We start from the raw sequence: 18,256 nt of genomic DNA on the forward strand, positions 1-18,256 counted from the left end.
CCGGCTCCGTGAAGGGATGCAGGGTGTGCCGTCATATGGTCATGGCAGTGTGCTTTCGAGCCTATAACAGAGAGGCGGAGGTTTTGCGAGCCGGCAAGGTGTTCGGATGCAAGGACGCTGGAAAAAATGTTCGGCATCCCGTTACCTAAGCGCGCCGACGAGAAGATTGTCTGCGCTTAAGATGGAAACCCACCGTCTCGTGTTGTATTCCGCTTGGCGCTTCAGGTAGTGATGGTTCGTCTCGTACCAGGGACGAACCCTATTGGTCAGATTATCGAGAATGAAATCGCCCTTGTCGGTTCGAACCGCCAATACAGCGTGCCCTTCGCCATCGGACTTGCGCACTGCCGTCAAGAGCAGACTGGAGACGCGAAGGCCTTTCGCATCAGCGTTCGCCGATTTTCCAGTGCATAATCCTCGCAATCACCCAGATTATCGTCAGGATAGGACCAATATTCTGGAACTCCATTGTGTTCCATGTCGCTCACCGGCTTGACGCGGTGGTTTACGGATACGTTGACGCCTACGAGCGATCGCAAAAGTCATCGGTCATGGTCGGCGAATGCAGGGCAGCTCACATTCATGCGAACAAACGGACGGACAACGCAGCGATCGGTCATTACGAATACTGTCGGAACTATCGCGATGATTGCTCGATCGTCACGCGCGACCCAAAGCCCGTCGAACTGACCCGCTCCTTGTGTGAGACGCTGATCGAAATCAACAACAGGGCCAACACGACGATCATGGCCATGACGGACATAGATACCCGGTGTCGAGGAGAAATGGGAGTATCCCTATAAGGGATTTGGCGACTGCGACGACATCGTGCTGGAAAAACGTCGCGAACTGATGAGACAGGGCGTGCCCCCGCAAAACCTTTTGGATAACGGTGGTCAGGCAGTCGAGCGGCGAGCGGCACGCGATGCTGAGCGTCAACACGACCGCCGGTGACTTCATTCTCGACAATCTGGAGCGAAGGTCCTGCTGTGGTCGGACACCGGATATACCTACCTGAAGCGCCAGTCGCGATCCAACTCCGGCCATTGGGAAGCGATCGAATCCCAACAGAACATTCTCGTCAGCGGCACGAAATAATCTCAGGACGCTGACAGGAGACCGGCGCCAAGAAGCAGAAATATCGAGGCGCCGAGCCCGATCCGATAATAGACGAAGCGTATGTAGCTGCGCGTCGAGACTAGCTTCAGAAAACCCACGATCGCGACATAGCCGACCGCGAAGGACAGCAGGGTGGCCAGCGCGGTCGGACCGGCGCCGACCGGACTGTCTGCCCCCCAACTCGCATAGAGCTGGAAGAAGCCCTAAGGCGAGCACGGCAGGTATCGCCACCAGGAAACGAATACCTGGCGGCGGCCTCTCGCGTGTAACCCATCAGCAGTCCGGCGCTTATAGTGCCTCCCGATCGCGAAACGCCCGGGATGAGGGCCATCGCCTGGGCGGCGCCGAACAGAAAGCCGTCCCACCAGCCCAGATCGCGCAAAGCCTTGCGCTTGGCGCCCAGCCGGTCGGCGGCCGCGAGAACCAGCGCGAAGACGATCAACATGGTTGCCGTGAGATAGAGGTTGCGGGCCGGACCTTCGATCAGGTTCTTCAGCAATAGTCCTAGGATGCCGATCGGCAGGGTCCCTATGATCACCAGCCATCCCATGCGGGCATCCGGGTCCAGCCGTTCACGGCGGCCGGCCAGGGAACGCAGCCATGTGGCGATGATGCAGATGATGTCATGGCGGAAATAGATCAGGGCCGCGATCTCGGTCCCGATCTGCGTAATGGCGGTAAATGCGGCGCCGGGATCGCCGGCCGGTGGCAGGAATTCACCAACGATCCGCAAATGCGCGCTTGAGCAGATCGGAAGAAATTCCGTCAGTCCTTGAACCACTCCTAGGATCGCCGCCTCGCTCCACCCGATTTCAGCCAATTGCACTTCCTTTGCGTCCGTCACGATCTCACGATCTTCCGGCAACCTGAACCGACGACTGTCTTGGGTGTCAACGGCGATAGAGCATTGGGCATAGGTTTTGTTGGCTTTTGACGAAACCGTTTGCAAGGACGAGCAGTTTCCTAATTCGGGCTGCGGTGAGAATTTTTGATGAGCACAAATCGGTTCAGTTTCTGAGTGCCTGCGCCGGCGATTGCCGGTATGCAAGCATCGACGGCACCAGAGCGATCAGACCCGTGATAGCCAATAACACAAGGGCGGACTGCCAGTCCTCGCTGCGGAACTCGACGGGCAATGTAAAGCCGCTGGCTCCGCTCAAGAGGTGCGCACCCGTCCTGGCGGCCGTGTAGCCCAGCCCGAAGCCGAGAAGCACCCCTGCTGCGATGATTGCGAACGTCTCCAGCCAGACGATTTCAAACACCACCGCGCGCGGCGCCCCGAACGCGCGCAAGGCACCAATCTGCCGGCGCCGCTGCATGACGTGAAGGACCACGACAAGCAGGATCGCGGCGGCGACAAGCGCCTGCGCTCCGCCGGCCACCAAGGAAAGCACGCGTCGCGCATCGCCGAGCGTCCCGTAGAGCCTCGTCAGCACCTCGCCCGGGAAGATCGCGACGGTCCGATCGTTGCGGTGCGCCTGTCGCAGCTTATAGGCGTCAGCGACCGTACGCGGTTTGACCACGATGGCTGGCAGGCCGGGTGTGGATGGATCGAGGACGGCCTCCGGATGGATCGGCTGGTCGAACTCGCTTGTCTCTGCGGCCCCTTGGGCGGCAGCCTGCAGGAGCGGCGATCCTGTTCCCGCCCGATCGCGTTCATGAATGTGCCAGACCGCTTCGATCGGAACGATGACGGCTCGGTCCCAGGCGGTACCGGTCGGCCTCAGCCGTCCCACGACCGCGTAGGTGACATCATTGTGCATTGCGGTCGCCTGACGGACCTGGCCGTGCGCCGGGTGAAAGCGGCTTCCCATGTTCTTCGCCACGGACGCTCCGACAAGCGCTTCGCCGAGCTTCTCGAACGTGCGTCCTTCGGAGACGCCGCCCAGTCCGTCGACCAGCGCTTGCGTCGTGCCGACGATCGGGAAATCCTCGACGAAATCACCGAACCCGACGGGGGCCGCCCAGGCCACACGTTCGTCCCTGATCAGCCCCGCCAGTACATTGCCCGGCATGAGCGTCAAGGGCGCTGCCTGCAGGAACACGGCGGACAGCAGCAATTGGGTCTCGCTGCCGGGCGCGCCGACTACCAGATCGAAGGCGCCCGCCGCATGTGCGCTACCCAACCGAAGCGCCCGCTCGCCGAGCGTGACAGCGACGCCGAGCGCGGTCGCGAGCGCGATGAGCAGCGCCACCGCAGCCACGCCGATCCAGTGTCGCTTCAAGTCCGCAGCGACAAACCGCAACAAGGGTCATTTCCTTCGCGTGAGGGCGGCCGCAGAACCGGCAGTATGGTTACCTCGGCTGATGGGATTCGCGACCGATCGTGCGCGGACGTCAAAGAAACGCCTCATCATGCGTGGCCGCGGGCTTGCCGGTGTCGCTGACGACGGCGCCAGACTCCAGATGGATCACGCGATCGAGGCTTTCGATGAGGCGTTTTTGGTGGCTCGCCACGATCAGCGTCGCACCCGCCTGGTTGGAGAGTCGCAGTAACAGATCCGCGACAGAGGCCCCGGAATCGGCATCGAGACTGGCTGTCGGTTCGTCGGCCACGATGATTGCCGGCCGCCCGACCAATGCCCGAGCCACCGCGACCCGCTGCATCTGTCCACGAGACATGGTTTCGACCGGCTGATCGGGACGATCTATATCGACCAGTTCGAGCAACTGCATGCCGTCCGCTCTGAAGTCGGTATTCGAACGGAGCCGCGACAGTCGGCTCGGCAACAGCACGTTATCGAGCGCCGAGAGGCCGGGGAACAGGTGGATCTCCTGCATGACAAGGCCGACATGCATAGCGCGCCAACGGTCGCGACCAGCTTCCGAAAGACCGGAAAGATCGGTCTCGCCCCATCGAACCGAACCGTTCCGAACGCGATCGAGCCCGGTGACGACGTTCAGGAAGGTCGTCTTCCCGCACCCGGACGGACCGGTAACGGCAACTTTTTCGGTTGGCGCGATTTCCAGCGCGGACAGAGCCAGCGCAGGCCTGCCAAGACCCTGAAACGACATCTCAAGGTCACGGATCGTCAAACGGAGCATTTGCGGTCAGGCCGTGCGGAAATGCGCATCGACGATGCGAAGGAGGCTGACGAAGCCGGTTTCCGGGTCGGTCCATGAACCGACCTCCAGCCGCCCGCTCACCTCGATCGGGGCATTGGCCTGCTCGAAGGTCTGCGCCTCGTCGAGGTAGATGACCACGATGTTGTCCGGCCAGTCGGCGTCGGAGGAACAGAACGGGCAAAGCGCCATCGGGATTTCCGTGAGCACGAAGAAATTCGCCTCGGCCTTGAGCGGCGGCGCCATGAAGCCTTGCATGGAGACTTCCGCTTCCGCGAGCCCTTTCACCTTGTCCGAAAAGCTGAGCCCGAGAACGCTGATCTTTCCATAGAGCTCATCGAAGCCAAGGGTTGCCGTTGCCGTGGAAGCGGAACTCGCGCCAGTCATCTTGACCAGTGCGACGGCCGAGCCAAGCAGCACCAATTTGCGGCGGGTGATCGGGCGCTGTTTCATGAGCGAAACTTGCTTCCGGCGTTCTGCTCCAGGCGCCGTAGCGTCAGGAGCCATGTCGCGACTTGGTCCATCAAGCCAGATCGGCTAAAGTGCATCAGTTCGTTGCCGGCGCAAGAGCCAGGGCATCGGCAAGCACGCGATAGACGTCGCTCTCTTCCATATAGCCCTTGAATTCCTCGGCGCCAGGGCCGGTCGCCTGGAGCACGACATCGTCAACGGCGTGGACGGCCGTGTCGGCCGTCTTCGGCAGATTGCCGACGCGCAGGACCGCACCCGGAACGTCCTTGTACTTCTCGTTGGCGATGTACTGCTTCGCCCCGTTCTGCACGGCCGGCTCGAACGGACCATCCAGCTTCGGACGGAAGGTTTCGTAGTAGTCGGGAAAGTTGCTGGCGAATATAGCCAGTCGCCGCGTGACGTCCACCTTGTCGGGATAACCGTCGCCGTTCTCGTCGGTGTAGTTCGGGAAGCCCGCATCGGCATAGACGCCGACCTTGTCGCGCATCTCCTCGCCCGGTTTCTGGTCGTCGATGGTACCGATGATCGACACGCCGTGCGTGTGATCGCCCGTGGCGACGATCAGCGTGTCCGGATGCGTCTTGGCGAACTCCATCCCGATGCCGACGGCTTTGTCGAACTCGATGGTCTCGAACAGCGACCGCTCCCAGTCCATCGGATGCGACATCTTGTCGACGGACGCCGCTTCGACCATGAGGAAGAAGCCGTCCTCGTCCTTGGAAAGCTGATCGAGTGCGGTCTGCGTCATCTCGACAAGGCCGGGCTGGTTCGGGAACTTCTCGACGCTGCCCTTCTTGAGGAATTCACGGTCGAGTGTCGTGTCCATGTTGCCGGTGTGGAAAAGGCCGAGGATCTTGCCGGTGTTGGTTCCCTTGGCGGCCACGAGTTCGGTCTTGTCGGTCGCCAATGTGTAACCGGCATCCCTGAACATTGCGATGTAGTCCTTGTCGTCCTTGCGCTTCGAGCCCGGCGTGCTCTGCGGCAGGAAGTAGGCGGAGCCGCCGCCAAGGACGATTTCGGGCTTGACGACGAAGAACATGCCGACAATGTCAGCCTTGTCGGCGCGCAGGCGGGTATGGGCGACGACCGCCGCAGGGGTGGCGTCTTCCACCTCGGCGGTTGAGACAACGCCGATCGACTTGTTGCCGGTGCGCCGCAGCGCCTCTGCGATCGTCTCGACCCTGGGGTCGTCAAGGCTGGCCTTGGTGCGATCCGCATAGACGCCGAGCGCGTTGACAGCCGTCTTGTGGCCCGTCATGTAAGCCGACATCGTGTTGGCGCTATCGGTTGAGATCGCATTGGTCGCGGACGTGCCTATGAAGGCCATGTGATCGAGGTCGTCCATGTTGAGGCGCCCGTTGGCTTTGCCTTCCGTCATGCCCTTCGACATGATGCGGGCGCCGGTGCGATGCGCGACCGAAAGCCCGTCGCCGAGGAAGAAGATGACGTTCTTGGCCTTGGGCGTTGCCGGGGTGCCGAAAACCTGCCAGCTCACCGACTTCATTTCGTCGCCGGCCTTCGCCTCCAGCTTGTAGGTACCAGGCTGCGAAATGCTGGCTGCGCGGATCAACAGCGCCGAAGCGTCGAAACCTTCTTCCTTCTCGATGAATTCGAATTTCTTGCCCAACACGGTTTCCGCCGGCTGGCCGTTGATCGTAACCGTGACTTGGTCGGCGCTAACGACCTTGTCGAACTCGACCTTCACGTCGAAAGGCGACTGCGCCAGGATCGTGGCCCGATCAAGCGGGTAGACCGTCGCTGCCCCCGCAACGGTGTTCAAGCTTGTTGTTATTGCGAGTGCAGCGATAAGACGGTGCATGGCAGGCTCCGGGTGGGTTCACGGACAATGTTCGGCGATGTCCGTGTCAGGGATGTGACATGGCAGGAAACGCGCGCCGACCAAAAACGACGAATTTGCCACGTGTCGACGTCACAGACCACGAACAAGCGGTCATTATTGCGTCCGAGCGGTGACAATCGCGACCCATCTCGCGCGTTTCGAGGCGCATGGTGCGCAGCTCGTCTCGGGCTGTCTGTTCATCGGATCGTCGAAGAGCCGACGTTAGCCGGTGCGGGCCTGCAGATAGGAGAGCATGAGGAACTGTGGGGCGGTCACGCAGCTTTGCTGCGCTGATCGGGTCTTGGATTGTCGTTTGCCATGCCCGGATACCATTCCGCGAAGACTGCTTTGAGACTTCCGTCGAGTGTCCGGGTGCGGCCATTGCTTCGCCCGTTGCCTCGTGGGCGCTCAACGCGAGGTGCAGTCGTGATCCAAAAGGCGCTCGGCCGCTGAGCTTTCCCAATTGGTCAGGATGTAAAATCCCGGTCTTGCGCCGGCGAGTTCGGCGCCAACGACGACGACATTTACGTGATGCATGGCGCGCCGGGCCTGCGGCAGGCCGGAAGCGATGATGCCGACTACGTTGGTCGTTTCCAAATCCGGCTTGTCGACTGCCTTGATCCAATAGCGTTTCCCCATCAGAGCCAAAGGGAGAAGCTGCCACGGACCTTCCACCTTCGGCCCCTTCAGGACAAGTTTCTTTTCCACCGACACCGCAACGCAATCGATATGGATGTGGAACTGATCCTGGGATCGCTCAGTCCTGGAATTCACAGCCATGGCGATGGCCGTTCGTGGAAGGTGACGTCCGAGGCTCGCCGAGACCTTGCTTCGTGCTTTCCACGCCCGATTCCAGAGTTGGGAACTGCCCTGCCAACGGACAGACGGGCTTTCAAGGCCGGCAACAGCCGTAAGTGGCGTCAACAGAAACTCGGTCCGGTATCGGGGTGATTTAATGAGAGCTGATCCAGGCACGCCCTGCCTGGGCAGGATCACTTCCTCGCAGGGGAAAGCGCTGCCAAGATGCGCTGCGGCAAGAGCGCAGGTCTGCACAACCTGCCAGAGCGCGTTGCGATGCGCTGAAGCGGAGCCGACGTCGGTGACCGCCGCAGTCAGCAACGCGATTGTCAAACAGAGCACGGCTGCAGCACGGCAGTGGTGGAACAATGGTAACCTGTGAAGGGATTTTACAGCGAGGGGAATGCCCGAGATGAGGTTTTGAGTCCCGGCGCGCAGTCGGCGAAACCGAAACGGTGAAGGTGGAGCGGCTGGGAGCCTCGCGATGGTTCCGATGGGCGACTGCTCTTCTGCCCGATCACTGGTTTGATGACGTTTCGGCATTAAACCTCGCATCCTTGGCCGTGACCGACGTCAGTTCAGATTCTGCGCCCCGCTCAGCGGCCGGATCGAGATTGCTGTCCTTCCCTACTATGGCCTTGTCAGCGCTTCGCGGCACGTCCTCCATCGCATTCTGAAGCATCGAGCGGGTTTCCTGCAGGTCGAGTTCCTTGTCGGCTTGACGTACGGCGTCGTCAAACTGCTTTCGAAAATCGCCCGCAATCCGATTGAATGTCTTCATCATTGCCCCCGCCGATCGCATGACTTTTGGAAGCTCCTCCGGGCCGAAAACAACCAGCGCCACCACGAAGATAACCAACAGGTGGGTCATGCCAAGTCCGAACATCGGTACGTCCTCTCGCGCATATCGCCGGCAGCGACAACCTCTCCGCGGTTTGCGGCGACCGATCCGGTTGAATGCCTCGACCTACGGCGCCAAATCCAACCATCATAGCCTCTCGCCTGAGCCATTCCAGTATGCGGCCGCGGGAATGTCGTTCATACTACGAGCCATGTGGCACCACTCGTCAACCCGAATATCAGGCGCACGTCTGGTAGGGATATTCGCAACCGTGCTCGCAGCAAGCGGACTCCTCGCTGGAGCCGATGGCACAGGGCCCAGAATATTTGAAGCAGGCGCCTACTCCTTTTCCGACGAACTCGGCGGATTCCGGATCATTGCCGCTTCGGGAGCCGGAACAAGGGCCGATCCCGTCGTGATCACCGAGGAACTCGAGTCGGCAAGCCCGGTAACCCTCACCATACGCGCCATCCGGCCGGTTCAGCCATTCGGTGCCTCCGGCAACTATGCCACCGGGTTCATTTCCCTAAGGATCGTTGCCCTCAACAACAGCGGTCACGCCTGGGTCGAATTCGAGTTCGAGTTGCAGGAGATTCTCAACCAGCCAAGCGATTCCAGCGACGGGCTTTCGTTCGACCAGGCGCGCCGCGAAACGGATGCAATTCGGTCCGATAGTTTCGCCGAATTCAGTCGTGAATTCGAACCTTATGACCATCTTCTGTTCCGGAAAGGCGAGGTCGATCCGCTGAGCACGGTTTCGTTCTCATTCCTGGTGACTGATTTCACGCCGACTGCGCGGCTCTATCTCGTTCAGGACCCGCGCATTCCCTCAACATGAACGTGTCGCGCATCATCGCGGCCGTTGGTTCGAACAACGCTGCTCGTCATGTATGCCGGCAGTTTGGCAGGTGTCGTTGGGCGCGGCATGCCGATGGATTTGCTGGTCATTTTGGTCGCTTGGCCGTGCCTTTGATTCGGGCCACAAAATAGGGACAACAGGGCAAAAACCGACGCGAACGACGATTGAGGATCGTGAGCGCCCGCGGTACGAGTTCTCCGCCGAGTTACTTGTGAAGCGTTCACACTAGCGACAGTTCCGGATCGTGCTATGATCTTGCGCATGAGGACGATCACGGCCTCTTACATTCTGGTTTTCGCGGCGCTCGCTGCAACGCCCGCGCGGGCCGAATGCCAGTGCCTCGCCAACGGCCACATTTTCCATCACGGCGAAATCGCTTGTCTGCAATTGCCGTCAGGTCCTGAACTCGCGCAGTGCGACATGGTTCTCAATATTTCGCCATGGAAAAAAATTCAGGATGGATGCCCCGAGGCGACGGCGCCGTTTGGCTTGCCTGTCAAAGGGGACGAGCAGAAACCAGGCGAAGGCGGAGATAAAGCCAACGATTTGGCTTTATCAACAGCAAACGCCCGGAGCTAAAGCGAAGCGCAGTTTGCGCGCATCCAACAGTGCGACGCAAGCCCAACGCATACCCTAGCGGTGTTCCAACACCGCTAGGAACCAGCCCTATGGATGAGCTTCCTGTTGAGATTCTGCTTTCCTGTCAGTCCTTCTTGTTCCGGTAGTTTTCAATGGCTTTGCCAACCATGTCGATGGCGACGTTGGCGCCACCAAAGCCGTTCAGCTCAACGGCCTTGCGGCCTTCAGGTAGCTGCTTGTAAACTCGAAAGAATGCCTCGATGCGCTGTCGTTCGATGGCCGGAAGATCATCGATGGTCTTGACCCCGTCATATTGCGGATCGATATCCGTAGCCGGCACAGCGATGATCTTGTCATCCGCTTCGCCGCCGTCGACCATGTTGAGCACGCCGATGGCGCGGACTTTGATCAGAGCACCGGGCACAACGGGTTCCCGGGTGAAGACAAGCGCATCCAACGGGTCGCCGTCGCCGCCCAACGAACTGGTAACGGAACCATAGTTGGCCGGATAGACGACCGGCATGGACTGATATCGATCGACGACGACATGGCCTGTCTCGGCATCGATCTCATATTTGGTGAAGCTTCCCGCCGGAATCTCGATAACCGTGTAAAATTCGCTGGTGTCTTTCGGCTGCGGAAAATCGAAAGCTGTGACGAATTCGGCGAAAGCGGGCTGCGTGCCCAGCAGGGCCGCAAGCGCCATGACAGTCGGCAACGCGCGCATGGTTGTCTCCAAAGGTTGGACGGGCAGGGCGCCCTGCATCCGCCTAGCCACCGTATGTGACGGCAGCATTACAGGGTTCCGTTATTGAAATTGGATGACCGTATTTGCACCGATCCTGCGGCGAGCAGAAATGGGCCGAGATAGAGCGCTGACGAGTGATGAGCGTCTATGGGCGTTTGCGTTTATGGGCGTTTAAGAGACGGTGGCCGCTTCAAATGTGCTATTTCAGGCGAGCCCATTTCCGGCAAGGGGATAGCTTGCGTCGTAACTCCTGCCAATCGGGCACGCTACACCCACAACACGCCGTTCGGCGAGAGCTGCCACGTAGACGCCTCGCGGCTCAGTGCGACGTTGTGTGGCAATCATCAAAAAGCAAGTGAAACTCCAACTTCAGTTGAAGTCCTTCGGAGACTACGCCACCTTGACCTTGAATCATTGCCAGGGTTCGAAATTCGTGAACGAAGAGACAACAACACCACGTCCGCTATACTCCACTGAAAGGGCTGCTTCATGTCGGGAATGTCGCGCAGGGGATTCTTGCTGGGCGGCACGGCAGCAGTAGCTGTCGGCGCTGCAGGCGGGCTGATTGCCGGCAGGGCCGTAGCAGCCGATCTGACCTTGCCGGTTTCAGCGATCAGTCGGTCGATTTTGCCCGGCACCGTCACCAAAGGGATGATGAGTTTCGGTGCGGGCGGGCCGCCGCCCACTCTGCGTTTATTGCGAGGTAGGCCGTTTTCCATAGACGTGGTCAATGATCTCGATGAAGCGACGAGTGTGCACTGGCATGGATTGCGCATCGCCAATGCCATGGACGGCGTGCCTTATCTCACCCAGCGTCCCATCGCGGCGGGCGAAAGCTTCCGTTACACTCTGACACCGCCGGATACCGGCACCTATTGGTATCATCCGCATTGCAACACGCTCGATCAGATGGCCCGCGGTCTGACAGGCATGCTTGTTGTCGAAGATGACGAAGATGCCGGTTTCGACCAGGATTTGCCGCTCAATATACGCGACTTCCGTCTCGGCGAAGACGGCCAGTTCATCGAATTGTTCAAGGCACGCAACGCTGCGCGCGGCGGCACGCTGGGTACGGTCTCGACAGTAAATTGGGAAGTCACCCCGATTTACGATCTGCCGGCGGGCAGCCTTGTGCGCCTGCGTTTGGCAGTCACGGATGTCACCCGTATCGGCACTTATGACCTCGATGGCGGAACGGCCAAAGTGATCGCTCTTGATGCCAACCCGCTGCCGCAGCCTGTTGCGCCTCGGGGCATTGTCATCGCGCCCGGCCAGCGCGCCGATATCGCCCTCCGCGTGCCTGATGGCGAAGACGAGATCGTCAGCCTGAATCTCAGAACAGCCAAGAGACCTCGCGTTCTCGTCCGATTCCGGCCTATCGGCGCCAGCGCGGGGCGGACGCTTGGCGAACTCAAGCCGCTGCGGCCGAATCGCGTACCGGAGCCGGATCTTACCGATCCCGAGACAATGGACTTCGTCTTTGGCTGGTCGCCCAATGGTGATGCGCCGGCGCCGGGTGTTTGCGGCACGCTCGGCTACACCTTCTGGTCGATCAACCGCGTCGCCTGGCGAGGGGACGCGCCGGGGCCAGTTGATCCGCTCGCGGCTCTAAAACGAGGCAAAAGCTATGTTCTGCGCCTTCGCAACGAAACGCCGAACGATCATCCGATCCATTTGCACGGTATGTCTTTCCGTCTGCTACGCTCCGACAAGCGCAAAATTGCGTCGCTTGTAACAGATACGGCCCTTCTTAAATCGCAAGAAGTGATGGAAGTGGCGTTGGTCGCTGACAATCCGGGTAATTGGGCATTCCATTGCCACGTCATTGAACATCAGAAGAGCGGCCTGACCGGTTATTTGCGTGTGGAATGACGCGGTCCTCATCCAGGGTTGCGTTGCCGAGGGCGTGAGAGGGTCGAAATTGGGCGAGGCGGAGCGTCCGAGTTCTCGCCGCGCTAATGGCGCTACTGCTCACGGGCGCCGGAGCGGCCGGCGACGGGTGCTGATCTGTGCATCTGATCGAGCCTCTGCTGAGTGGCCTCCCGGGCTCGCTCGCCAACGCCGGTTCCCATGCCACCGCGGTCGCGATTGCGTTCGTCATCATCACGGCGCTGTAGCTCATGCTGGGCGATCTGGCGCCCGCTCCGGATCGTGCTATGATTTCGCATGAGGACGTTCCATGCCTCTTGCATCCTGGTTTTCGCGGCGCTTGTTGCAACGCCCGCGCGGGCAGAATGTCAGTGCCTCGCCAACGGCCGGACGTTCCATCACGGTGAATTCGCCTGTCTGCAATTGCCGTCTGGACCGGAACTCGCGCAATGCGACATGGTTCTCAACATTTCGTCATGGAAAAAAATTCAGAGCGGCTGCCCGGAGGCGACAGCGCCATTGAGTGTGCTCGTCGAAGGGGGCGAGCAGCAATCAGGCGAAGCCGGACACAAAGCCTTAACAACGACGAACACTCCGACCTAAGACGAAGAGCAGGCTGCGCATCAGCCACAGAGATCTCTTTCGGCAAGGCGTCAACTTTGGGGTGAACTGTTACACTACCGTCACTTGATTGCGCTGACCAGCGGGTTGTCGCCATCGAGGGAGACCCAGCGCCCCGTGTCGGTGCCGGCTTGCCTCTTCAGGAAGCGGTAGCCGGTCTGGTCCCAGCGGCGCACCGTGTCGGTGAGGTTGTCGAGGATGAAGTCGCCCGTGTCGGTACGAACAGTCAGCACTGCATGACCCTCGCCGTCGGGCTTGCGAACAACCGTCATCAGCAGATCCGACACAGGAATGCCGCTGTTTATCAGACGGCGACGCTTTTCCAGCGCATAGTCTTCGCAATCGCCGAAACCACTGTCCGGATAAGCCCAGAATTCGTCCTGTCCGTACTGGTCGAGATCGCTCATCGGCTTGACGTTGTTGTTGACCGTCAGGTTAACGCTCGTAATCTGCCGCCAGAGTTTTCCGGTCATGTGCTCCGGACCATTGTCGCGTGAGCGGATCTCACATTCGGCCCGATGGGATTTGCAGAAATCGTAGTGACCGATCGGCTGCGAGGTAAAGCCACCGATCGGCATCGACTGTGAAGCCGTCGCCGCCGACCACGTGGATATTATCGCAATGATTGCAACGACCGCACCGCCGCCCAACCGTACGCACAACCGCACTCGTGAGGAACTCATCCGACCCGCCCAACCACCTTTGTTAAGAATGAGTTAAGGTCGATCCCGTGGGTTCTGTCAATCAGAGCGGGAGGAAGATCCTTCTGAATGGTTACTTGCGCCGTGTGCGTTGCTCGGCCGCTACACGTCTGCACGATTTCCGTTTCCTGCGCGGCAGGTCTTTGCCAGAGGGACCGATATGGTGAGATGTCAACCGTCGGTCACGCTTGGTGCGAATTGGAAAGTGATGAATGAGCCTCGATGAGGTCACGCAAGCGACGATCGCGTTTATCCGGACGCATGAAGCATGGGGTGTTCCGCTGGTGCTCGTGCTGGCCTTTGGGGAATCGCTGGCGTTCATCTCTCTGTTGTTGCCTGCAACCGTGATCCTGATCGGTGTCGGTTTTCTCATCGGCGAAAGCGGTATCGCATTCTGGCCCCTGTGGCTTGCCGCCGCCATTGGGGCGGCATTGGGGGACTGGCTGTCCTTCTGGATCGGCACGCGGTTGGGAAACGGGGTTTCGCACTATTGGCCCCTGTCACGTTATCCAAACCTCATTCCGCGCGGTCACCTGTTGTTCGAGCGATGGGGGGTGGCCGGGGTGTTCTTTGGGCGCTTCTTCGGTCCTTTGCGCGCATCCGTGCCATTGGCGGCGGGCATCTGTAAGATGCCCGCCTTGACGTTTCAGATTGCCAACATCACCTCAGCCTTCGTCTGGGCCACAGGTATTCTGGCTCCCGGCGCCTTCGGCCTCAAATGGCTGCAGGCGTGGATTTGATGGGCACCAAAGGCGGACCGTCATTGTCTGCCTCTGGCAAGGGCAGGAATCAATCGTAGGCGGCGCGAACGGGTATGCTCCCCAGTTCAGTTCGAGTTCGAATTTCGAAGGCGAAACAATCCGCAACTCAAGAGAATTAGGCACGGTTTCGTCTTGAACTCGTAGCTGGTTCCTTTGACGCCGCTGGCGCAACCGTAGGAGCCAACTTGCCGCCGCTACTCGAGGCCAGATTTGCAGATTTCTAGTGCGACAAAAGGACAGGCAGGCGCAGATCGCCCAGAACGCCCTTGGTTGCGCCACCCACGACAAAATCTCTCATCCGGGAATGGCCGTACGCACCCATGACAAGCAGATCGGCGCCCATGCCGACAGCGCGCTCCTGAAGCGTAACGCCAATGGGGCGATCTTCCGCATCGATTGAGACTCCCTCAGCGGGAAGGCCACGCATTCTCAGGCTTAAAGCAAGGCTTTCGCCAATATCGCGCAGCGGCTTTTCGATTGTCACCGTCAGTACGGTTATCTTTGCCGCACATTGCAGAAACTCATACGCGTCGGCAACGGCCCGGGCCGCAACGCGACTCCCATCCCAAGCGATGATAACATGATCGATTGCACCAACATTTGCGCTTTCCGGCAGAATTATGGTCGGTCGGCCCGAACCAAACACAACCGCGTCAACGGTCATGCGCGCAGTCTGGTTATTTGGCTCCAACCCAATCAAAGCAAAATCGAAATAGCGTGACTTCACTGCCGCAACATCGCTGACAGATGCCGGCTGAACAGCAATCTCCTCGGTTGTCAGGGACGATCCGACACGTGCCGCTTCAGCTTTCAATGCCTCCAGCAAATCGAGCCCGTGCTTGCGGCTGGTCGCTTCTGTCTCCCGGATCATTTCGGGAAGGTTGATCAAGTATCTCGACACCGGGTTGGAAATACCCGGGATATCGACATTGATCGTTAATGCGTGAAGCGCCGCGCCAATGTGCTTGACCACCGCGATTGCGTTTAATGCGATTTTGGTGGAATTCGCTTCCGGATACGTCACCAGAGGAAGTAAGGCAATCTTATTCATCAAACCTCAGCTCCATGATTTCGGCCGCTGTCGAGCGACCAATGGCCCAACGCGTGTTACACACCTCAAGCCTCCTACTTCAGCCCGCCAAAAAACTCAGACGACCGAGGTTCGCTATCGCCTACCTCGATATTCCAAGGCGATCTTGCGCCGCATCGATTCCGTCCTGAACGGTCGTGGCTATAATGGCAGGCATCGATGACGAGAAATGTCAACAAAGATTAGCCCGTTTGTTGCCATGAGCGCAGTGGCGCCCGCAAGCATTGTTTTGACAGTAACGGCAGCCGAGGATGTGGCGGAAACTCCGCTGTTCACGATCCGCGCCGGGGACCATCGGGGTTTGACATCTGGGGATCCGCGTTCTGCGATCATCCTTCCTGAATCCGGATACCGGCCAAACCTGGATGCCTAGCGAAGCTGTAACGCAGCCTGGCGCAACCGACGCGCCAGTGTTGTGGTCCCTACATTATGTCCGGCAGGCTCCAAGCAGACACAAGAGCGGGAGGGGTTGAAGCTGTCGATCGCGCGCTTTCGATCCTCGGGTGCTTCACAGAGCGCGACGAAGGTTTAAGCTTGGCCGAGATTTCTTCTAGAACAGGCCTCTACAAAAGCACGATCCTTCGGTTAACGGAATCCCTTGTCCGGAGTGGCTACATTGTTCGCATGGCGGACAAGCGCTTTGCTGCCGGCCCTACGCCGATGATATTGGGCTCATTCTACCGTCGTCGTTTTAGAGGCCTTCGTTCGGCCTCTCCTTTTGAGCCTTGTTGAACAGGCGAATGAAAGCGCATCGTTTTTTTCGAAAGGAGGGAAATCGCAGCATTTGCCTGTTTCGTGCAGACTGTCGCCATTTGATCCGGGATCAAATCCGAGAGGGCGATGTGCTTTCGCTTGACCATCATGCAGCTGGCCAAGTGCTTGCTAAGCCTAGAATGCGAATAGCTCTTATGGCGAAGATTCCGTTTGTATCGCTCGGGGAGGGCGATTCTGAAACAGCGACGATGGCCGTACCGGTTTTTTTCAGGCAGCGAGGGCTTGGCCGGAGCGCTGGCTGTTTCTGGACCGCTGACCAGATTTACACCGGAAAAGCTGGTCAACATGAGACCGCTTTTGCTGGAATTTGACGAACGCCTATCGACATCCCTTGCGAGTAGCCAATATTTACAAGCGCGCTCATAGAATGGTCGTCACTAGAGCGTGTGTGCCCAAGGGCACGGGAGCAGCAGTTGGGGCGGATTGTAGCCTTCTTGCCTTTGGAAGCGGTTAAGCGTGATGACAAGCGAGGCTCCAAATCGGCTACTCTGCTCGATTCATGGCAAGCGGCCCCGCCAAACATGATTGGAATCGACATCGGGCGCTTGAGGACATGACTGCCAGTGAGTGTCCGAGCAACAACGCGCACAATCAAAGCGATAGTGGCGATCTGATCCGCTGGGCGGTGGCTGCTTTCAATTCCGGTAATCACGACCAAGCGATGCATCTGTGCGCATTGGGCCTGGGGCAGCACCCGGGCGATCCAGCGCTTTGCCATCTTCTGGCGGCGGTCCTGTTCGCAAGGGCAGACATGCCGGGGGCTCGTGCGCGCATCGAAGCGAGCCTTGCCGTTCGCCCGGACAATGTGCCTGCCTTGATTCTGGCATGCAGGATTGCCCGGGCCGAAGGCAGGTTTGAAGCGGCGTTGCAACAGCTGGATCGCGCAGCCAAGCTATCATTGCAGGCGGAAATCCTCATCGAGCGAGCACGTACCCTTGATCAGGCAGGCGACGCCCCGGCCGCGCGCGAATGCTGGACACTTGTCTTGCAGCGGGATCCGAAATCCCAGGAGGCGGCGGCGCGCCTCGGGCGCCTTGCCTGGCAACGCGGTGCGCCTGCCGAAGCGGAGGGCTTCCTCGAACGCGCTGTCGCCGGCGGTGGGCATCCGGCTGCGTGGTTTGACCTCGGGCTGGTGCGTCAGGACATGCGCAAGTTCGGCAGCGCCGCTCAAGCCTATCGGCGGGTGCTGAAGATGAGCCCGGACGCCCCGGAAGCTGCCGTCAATCTGGGTGTCGTCCTGCAGGAAGTCGGCGACCTCGACGGGGCCATGGCTGCGTATTCGATTGCCTAGAGTCTGCGCCCATCCACGTTCGGCGTCATCGCCATGGCACTCACATCGGCGTCCGGCGGCCGGCTATGGCTTGATGAGGAAGCGCTGCGTCGCTCACTCGCTGGTGGAGCGTCCCCGCCTGGCGCGAAACCGCTTGCGGTACACACCGGGCGTTGACAGGACATCGGCGACCGTCTGCGCATACGATGCCTGCCGCTTTTCATCGAACACCCGGTATTCCAGCTGCGGCTCAACCCGTGGAACCGCAAAGCACTGCGCGACCGGGGTTCCTTTCCTGAGCAAGCCGGAAAACTCGGGCTCAGTCCAGACCGCCGGGAAATTAATGCCTCCATCGTTGAACCGGTCGGAATCCACCAGGCCCGTCACCAGCCTGAAGGGCAGATCGTCGCGATTGACCGGATGCGTCGCGAACAGCGACCAGCCGTCCTCGACCTGTATGGTCCAGAAGCTGTTGAATTTGAGGGCGGCTTGACCGGGAGTGGCAAACGGGCTGCCTGCGAGTTGCCCCGGCGTGTGGAAGCTCAAAGGCGCTCGGGGGTGGTTCCCGGTGACCGGGTCCGGAATCTGCCAGTCCTAGGAAAAGGTCCCTTTGTCGGCGATGACGTCGCACGGCAGGAGGATCATGAAGCCATAGGTCATCGCATCGATAACGGGCGGGCACTGCTTGAGCGTGCGAATGTCGCGGCCGTGGATCGCCGAAAAGGAAGTAGCGGGCATTGTGCGCAGCCAATCCGGCAACGCGCCGCGCGCGAGGATCGGGCGTGGCAAATGCTCGACCAACATTGGATCACATCGGAAAATGACACGCATCGTCGCCTCCCGGCATTGCGA

The 18,256-nt window shown here is 59.7% G+C and carries 20 protein-coding genes and 3 pseudogenes; 10 read left to right on the plus strand and 13 right to left on the minus strand.

Annotated features, from left to right (window positions below; genetic code table 11):
- Positions 1-141: 141 nt before the first annotated feature.
- A pseudogene (locus NKI85_RS13190) lies at positions 142-479 on the minus strand (transglutaminase-like cysteine peptidase).
- Between the two features lie 72 nt (positions 480-551).
- On the opposite strand from NKI85_RS13190, the gene NKI85_RS13195 reads away from it, so the two are divergent.
- The 3 genes and pseudogenes from NKI85_RS13195 to NKI85_RS13205 all read left to right on the plus strand — a co-directional run bounded on the left by NKI85_RS13195 (position 552) and on the right by NKI85_RS13205 (position 1,098).
- Entirely contained in the window at positions 552-803 is a 252-nt protein-coding gene (locus NKI85_RS13195; RefSeq protein ID WP_352495719.1) for a transglutaminase-like cysteine peptidase, read from the plus strand.
- Positions 766-954, plus strand: coding sequence for a transglutaminase-like cysteine peptidase (locus tag NKI85_RS13200; protein WP_352776826.1), 189 nt, complete (start codon positions 766-768; stop codon positions 952-954). Before NKI85_RS13195 ends, NKI85_RS13200 begins: the two co-directional genes overlap by 38 nt.
- Positions 926-1,098, plus strand: a pseudogene (locus NKI85_RS13205) (transglutaminase-like cysteine peptidase). Before NKI85_RS13200 ends, NKI85_RS13205 begins: the two are co-directional and overlap by 29 nt.
- A gap of 2 nt (positions 1,099-1,100) precedes the next feature.
- On the opposite strand, the pseudogene NKI85_RS13210 reads toward NKI85_RS13205, so the two are convergent.
- The 7 genes and pseudogenes from NKI85_RS13210 to tatB all read right to left on the minus strand — a co-directional run bounded on the left by NKI85_RS13210 (position 1,101) and on the right by tatB (position 8,177).
- Positions 1,101-1,930 (minus strand): annotated as a pseudogene (locus NKI85_RS13210) (undecaprenyl-diphosphate phosphatase).
- 196 nt (positions 1,931-2,126) lie between these two features.
- Positions 2,127-3,368 (minus strand): ABC transporter permease, encoded by a 1,242-nt coding sequence (locus NKI85_RS13215; RefSeq protein WP_352528958.1) that lies wholly within the window; start codon positions 3,366-3,368, stop codon positions 2,127-2,129.
- Positions 3,369-3,456: 88 nt separating this feature from the next.
- On the minus strand, positions 3,457-4,164 hold the full coding sequence (locus NKI85_RS13220; RefSeq protein WP_352528960.1) for an ABC transporter ATP-binding protein: 708 nt from the start codon (positions 4,162-4,164) through the stop codon (positions 3,457-3,459).
- Between the two features lie 6 nt (positions 4,165-4,170).
- The gene (locus NKI85_RS13225; RefSeq protein WP_352495676.1) at positions 4,171-4,635 is read right to left on the minus strand and encodes a hypothetical protein; all 465 of its coding nucleotides are present in this window, start codon (positions 4,633-4,635) and stop codon (positions 4,171-4,173) included.
- 94 nt (positions 4,636-4,729) lie between these two features.
- Positions 4,730-6,472 (minus strand): alkaline phosphatase, encoded by a 1,743-nt coding sequence (locus NKI85_RS13230; RefSeq protein ID WP_352528962.1) that lies wholly within the window; start codon positions 6,470-6,472, stop codon positions 4,730-4,732.
- 429 nt (positions 6,473-6,901) lie between these two features.
- Positions 6,902-7,846 carry a CDP-diacylglycerol diphosphatase gene (locus NKI85_RS13235; RefSeq protein ID WP_352776810.1) on the minus strand — a complete coding sequence of 315 codons (945 nt, stop codon included), beginning with the start codon at positions 7,844-7,846 and terminating at the stop codon, positions 6,902-6,904.
- Positions 7,809-8,177 (minus strand): Sec-independent protein translocase protein TatB, encoded by a 369-nt coding sequence (gene tatB / locus NKI85_RS13240; protein WP_352528966.1) that lies wholly within the window; start codon positions 8,175-8,177, stop codon positions 7,809-7,811. The genes NKI85_RS13235 and tatB overlap by 38 nt, the downstream gene beginning before the upstream one ends.
- A gap of 226 nt (positions 8,178-8,403) precedes the next feature.
- Here tatB and NKI85_RS13245 point away from each other — a divergent pair, with 226 nt between their 5' ends.
- Together NKI85_RS13245 and NKI85_RS13250 are read left to right on the plus strand one after the other, a co-directional pair.
- Entirely contained in the window at positions 8,404-8,970 is a 567-nt protein-coding gene (locus tag NKI85_RS13245; RefSeq protein ID WP_352495679.1) for a hypothetical protein, read from the plus strand.
- Between the two features lie 270 nt (positions 8,971-9,240).
- Positions 9,241-9,570, plus strand: a complete 330-nt coding sequence (locus NKI85_RS13250; RefSeq protein ID WP_352776811.1) for a hypothetical protein — start codon at positions 9,241-9,243, stop codon at positions 9,568-9,570.
- 124 nt (positions 9,571-9,694) lie between these two features.
- Here NKI85_RS13250 and NKI85_RS13255 read toward each other — a convergent pair whose 3' ends face one another.
- Complete coding sequence (locus tag NKI85_RS13255) at positions 9,695-10,297, minus strand: inorganic diphosphatase (protein ID WP_352776812.1); 603 nt, start codon at positions 10,295-10,297, stop codon at positions 9,695-9,697.
- Positions 10,298-10,834: 537 nt separating this feature from the next.
- On the opposite strand from NKI85_RS13255, the gene NKI85_RS13260 reads away from it, so the two are divergent.
- Together NKI85_RS13260 and NKI85_RS13265 are read left to right on the plus strand one after the other, a co-directional pair.
- The gene (locus NKI85_RS13260; protein ID WP_352776813.1) at positions 10,835-12,190 is read left to right on the plus strand and encodes a multicopper oxidase family protein; all 1,356 of its coding nucleotides are present in this window, start codon (positions 10,835-10,837) and stop codon (positions 12,188-12,190) included.
- A 294-nt stretch (positions 12,191-12,484) separates the two neighbouring features.
- A complete protein-coding gene (locus NKI85_RS13265; RefSeq protein WP_352495683.1) occupies positions 12,485-12,790 on the plus strand; it encodes a hypothetical protein in 306 nt (101 codons plus the stop codon).
- An 80-nt stretch (positions 12,791-12,870) separates the two neighbouring features.
- On the opposite strand, the gene NKI85_RS13270 is transcribed toward NKI85_RS13265, so the two are convergent.
- Entirely contained in the window at positions 12,871-13,491 is a 621-nt protein-coding gene (locus NKI85_RS13270) for a transglutaminase-like cysteine peptidase (protein ID WP_352495684.1), read from the minus strand.
- 230 nt (positions 13,492-13,721) lie between these two features.
- Between NKI85_RS13270 and NKI85_RS13275 the strand changes: the two genes are divergently transcribed.
- A complete protein-coding gene (locus NKI85_RS13275; protein ID WP_352776814.1) occupies positions 13,722-14,249 on the plus strand; it encodes a DedA family protein in 528 nt (175 codons plus the stop codon).
- Positions 14,250-14,490: 241 nt separating this feature from the next.
- On the opposite strand, the gene NKI85_RS13280 is transcribed toward NKI85_RS13275, so the two are convergent.
- A complete protein-coding gene (locus tag NKI85_RS13280) occupies positions 14,491-15,321 on the minus strand; it encodes a universal stress protein (protein WP_352495685.1) in 831 nt (276 codons plus the stop codon).
- 468 nt (positions 15,322-15,789) lie between these two features.
- Between NKI85_RS13280 and NKI85_RS13285 the strand changes: the two genes are divergently transcribed.
- Both NKI85_RS13285 and NKI85_RS13290 read left to right on the plus strand, forming a co-directional pair.
- Positions 15,790-16,092 (plus strand): helix-turn-helix domain-containing protein, encoded by a 303-nt coding sequence (locus NKI85_RS13285; protein WP_352495686.1) that lies wholly within the window; start codon positions 15,790-15,792, stop codon positions 16,090-16,092.
- Positions 16,093-16,687: 595 nt separating this feature from the next.
- On the plus strand, positions 16,688-17,425 hold the full coding sequence (locus NKI85_RS13290; RefSeq protein ID WP_352528970.1) for a tetratricopeptide repeat protein: 738 nt from the start codon (positions 16,688-16,690) through the stop codon (positions 17,423-17,425).
- 93 nt (positions 17,426-17,518) lie between these two features.
- Here the strand turns inward: NKI85_RS13290 and NKI85_RS13295 are convergent, their stop codons facing one another.
- Both NKI85_RS13295 and NKI85_RS13300 read right to left on the minus strand, forming a co-directional pair.
- Positions 17,519-17,950 (minus strand): hypothetical protein, encoded by a 432-nt coding sequence (locus NKI85_RS13295; protein WP_352528972.1) that lies wholly within the window; start codon positions 17,948-17,950, stop codon positions 17,519-17,521.
- Positions 17,951-17,998: 48 nt separating this feature from the next.
- Complete coding sequence (locus tag NKI85_RS13300) at positions 17,999-18,205, minus strand: hypothetical protein (protein WP_352491411.1); 207 nt, start codon at positions 18,203-18,205, stop codon at positions 17,999-18,001.
- Between the last annotated feature and the right edge of the window lie 51 nt (positions 18,206-18,256).

It is taken from the genome of Mesorhizobium sp. M0571, assembly GCF_040320985.1.
Classification (GTDB): Bacteria; Pseudomonadota; Alphaproteobacteria; order Rhizobiales; family Rhizobiaceae; genus Mesorhizobium.